The organism is Mycobacterium sp. E1747, from assembly GCF_001667775.1.
Taxonomy (GTDB): Bacteria; Actinomycetota; Actinomycetes; order Mycobacteriales; family Mycobacteriaceae; genus Mycobacterium.
Window position 1 is genome coordinate 1 of sequence record NZ_LZJI01000196.1, and the last position, 4019, is coordinate 4019.

Annotated in this window: 1 protein-coding gene; it reads right to left on the bottom strand. The window is 67.3% G+C overall.

Annotated elements, in window-relative coordinates; translation table 11 throughout:
• Positions 1-4019 (bottom strand): condensation domain-containing protein (locus A5695_RS19645; protein ID WP_156749750.1); only part of this gene is annotated, 4019 nt, incomplete at both ends.

Consider the following 4019-nt stretch of genomic DNA (forward strand, 5'->3'; position numbering starts at 1 on the left):
GACGAACGCCGCCAATACCCCACCCCCACACCAGCACCGGCCACATACAACTCACCCACCACACCAACCGGCACCGGCCGCAACCAGGAATCCAAAACAAATAGCGCCGCACCCGGGATCGGCACGCCGATGGGCACCACTCCGTTCCCCGGTGTCAGTGGGGCGCTGATCGAGGCGCATACGGTGAGCTCGGTCGGGCCGTAGGCATCGATCAGCACCCGCCCGGGCGCCGCCCACCGATCGACCACCTCGGTGGGGCAGGCTTCTCCGGCCACCACCACCGCCGTGGACTCCAGCCCCTTGGGCGAAAGCACCGCCACCGCGGACGGCGTGGTCGTGAAGATGCTGACCTCTTCGGCGACCAGGAGTGCGTGCAAGTCGGCGGGGGTAGCCGCGACGGTCTCCGGGATGATCACCAGGCGCCGGCCCCGCAGCAGCGCCCCGAAGATTTCCCAGACCGAGTAGTCGAAGGCCGTGGAATGGCTCTGTGTCCACACCCGCCCCGCCGGCAAGCTCGCGTCAAGCGCCTCGGCCAGCCAAGTGACGTTGTGGTGTGCGATGGCAACGCCTTTGGGCGTACCGGTGGTGCCGGAGGTGTAGATGAAATAGGCGATGTCCTCCAAGGCTGGCGCCGGGGGGGCGGTCGTGGGCTGGGTGTCGATCGCGGTGTCATCGATCTCAATGACAGACCGGGCGAATCCGTCGAGCAGAGGGCGCAGAATCGAGGTGGTGATCACCGCTATCGGGGCGGCGTCGGCGAGGATGAACTCGACGCGCGCCCGCGGCAGTCCCGGGTCGACTGGCACATAGGCGGCCCGCGCCTTGAGCACACCCAGGATCGCGACGATCGCCTCACCGCATCGCGGAAATACCACCCCCACGCGTTCACCGGGCCCCGCGCCGTGCGCGATGAGCAAGTGCGCCAACCGGTTCGACGCCTCATCGAGCTCTCGATAGGTCATGTCGCGGCCGTCGCAGGTCACCGCCACGCCCTGTGGCGCCCGGACCACCTGTGCGCCGAACGCTTCGGGAATCGAGCCCATCGTGGCGGGTGGCGCGATCAGCACCGAGCGATTGCCCCACGCGTCGACCATGCCGCGCTCAGCGGAATCGAGCACATCCAACGAGGACAGCCGCTGCTCGGGATCGGCGGCCATGCGATCCAGCAGTCGTCGGAACCGTCCGCCCAGGCTGTCGATGGCCGCGTCGTCAAACGCGGCGGTGTCGTATTCGACGCGTAGGCCGAGCTCGCGGCCGGGGTTGGCCTGCACTGTCAACGCGTAGTGGTTGTATTCCGTTGCGGTGAGGTCGGTTACGGCTACTTCTCCGGTGTCCAACAGTGCGGTCACGTCGATGGGATAGTTCTCGTAGACGAACAGGGTGTCCAACAGTTGGTCGTGGCCTGCGACACGCTGGATCTCGGCGAGCGCCAGGTGCTGATGTTCGAAAGTGGTTTTCTGGGCGGACTGCAACTGATCGATCAATCCCGAAATGGTGGTGGTCGGGGTGATCTGCGCTCGGACCGGCACCGTGTTGATCAGCAGGCCGACCATCGATTCGGCCCCGACGAGGTCGGTCGATCGCCCCGACACGGTGGTGCCGAAGATCACGTCGCGCTGGCCGGTCATCTCGTTAAGCAGCGCCGCCCACGCGGCTTGCAGCGCCGTGCTGACGGTGGTGTGGTGAGAGCGCGCCAACTCGCGAATGGCCAGCGTGGTATCTGCTGAGATGGTGAAAGACTTGATGTTTCGGCGCCCGATCTCCCGCCGTCCCGGGCGGCCGACGAGGGTGGGGCCGCTGACACCGGCCAACACCTCGCTCCAGGACGCGCGGGCAGCTTCGACGTCGCGGCCGGCCAACCACGTCACGAACCTGCGGTAGGGCGTGGGCTCCGGCAGCCGGTGCCCGTTGTAGCTGGCGAAGATCTCCTGCATCAGGATCGGCAACGACCAGCCGTCGAGGACGATGTGATGGTTGGTCAGTACCAACCGGTGCCGGTTGTGCCCAATAGCGATGAGCGCGGCGCGAAAGGGCGGCTGCCCGGCGAGGTCGCAGACGGCGGCCCGTTCGGCAGCACATAATTTGTCGATCTGCTCATCGGTGTCGAGTTCGGCGAATCCCCAGGCGAATACGGGGTCGGCAGGGATGATCTGTATCGGCTGATCGAATTGGTCACAGAACCGGGCGACCACGTTGGGGTGACGGCTGACGCTTGTCTGTACCGCATCGCGCAGCCTGCTCCGATCGAGATTGCCGACCATGGTGATGTCCAGCTGGACCGCATATACGCCCTCGCCCGAGCCTTGCGCGAGGGTGGCGTGGAAGAGCAGGCCCTGCTGCAGGGGCGTCAGGGGGAGCAAGTCCGCGATCTCGTATTGCCGCTGCAGCTCGTCGATCTGCTGCTGGCTCAGCCGGGCCGGGACGACATCGGAGGGTGTCAGTCCTCCCCCGCCCTTGCCCGCGTGGGTGCAGATGCCCGCCAAGGCGTCGAACCAGAGCTGGCTCAGGCGAGTGACATGCGCGCCGTCGAGAGCCGAGGGCGCCCACGTCCACGTGGCGTGCAGGATCGGGCCCACGTCGGCATCCATGGTGCCTGCGTTGAGCTCCACGGGGTGTGCCAACGGCATCGGCACGGCCGATGCCACATTCGCCGCCCACAGACTGTCCTCGCTGACGCGCCACAGTTCGTCGGATAGGTCGCCCAACCGGGCGCCGAGACGCCCCAAATAGTTGAACCCGATCGCCGGGTCCGGATCGCGGAGATCGGTGTCGGGATTCGAATAGCGCAACAGGCCGTAGGTCAGGCCGTCGGGCAGGGCGCGCAGCTGTTCCTTGGCGTCCTTGATCACCTTCCCCAGTGCCGCATCACCGGCGCACACCTGGTCCCAGGACAGCTCACCGGCCGCCAGCGCCACGGGGTACTTGGTGGTGAACCACCCCACCGTCCGGGAGAGGTCGACGTCGACGGCCAGATCATCGTGACGGCCGTGGCCCTCGACGTCGATGCCGATCGGGGCACCGCGCGCGCCGAGGAATTCGTTGCAAGCCAACGCAAATGCGATCAACAGGATGTCTTGTACCCCGGCGTGAAACGCCGCGGGAACCGGGCCAAGCAGCTCGCGGGTGCTGTCGGCATCCAACGAAACTGACAGCCGGCCGGCCGTGGCATGGGTGTCCGCGTCAGGACGGACGGTGGGTAGCGTCGCCGGGGTCGCCGAGACCTCGCGCCACGCTTCGGCGAGTGCCAGCACGGCGGGACTGCGGGCGTGCTCTTCCAGCAGCCACGACCAGCGGGCGAAGGACGTGGCCGGCGCCGGCAAGCAAAGCGGTTCGCCGTTGCGGTGTTGGGCCCACGCGATGTTGAGGTCTTCCAGCAGGATTCGCCACGACACGCCGTCGATTGCAAGGTGGTGGATGAGCAGCGTCAGCTGCAGCGTATTGGGCACCCACAGCGCGCTGAGCACCTTGCCGGCGGCGGGGTCCAAGCGGGCGCGAGCCGCCAGCAGCGCCTCGTCGGACAACACATCCACCGAGTGCAGGCAATCCCGCGCCTGAATCGAACCCACCGGGAGCGCCACCAGCGACCAATCGTCGGCACCACCGTCCACGGCCTTCAGCCGCAACATGGCGTGTCGATCTAGCAGCGCTTGCAAAACCACCGCCACGTCGGCATCGCCGACTTGCGCCGGCGCCCGCAGGACAAGCGCCTGGTTGAACTGGCCGGTTGGGCCCTGCACGTCGTGCAACCAGCGCATGATCGGCGTCGCCGAAACGGGGCCGACGCCCTCATCGACAACACTGGGATCGGTGCCGGTCAAGACGGCCACCCGCGCCAGACCGGCCACGGTCTGCTCCACGAACACGTCGCGGGGCCGACACAGGACGCCGGCGGCGCGGGCATGTGCCACCACCCGCATGGACAGGATGCTGTCGCCGCCCAGGTCGAAGAACGAGTCATGCACGCCGACCCGCTGCACCCCGAGGACCTCGGCGTAGATGCCGGCCAGGATTTCTTCGAC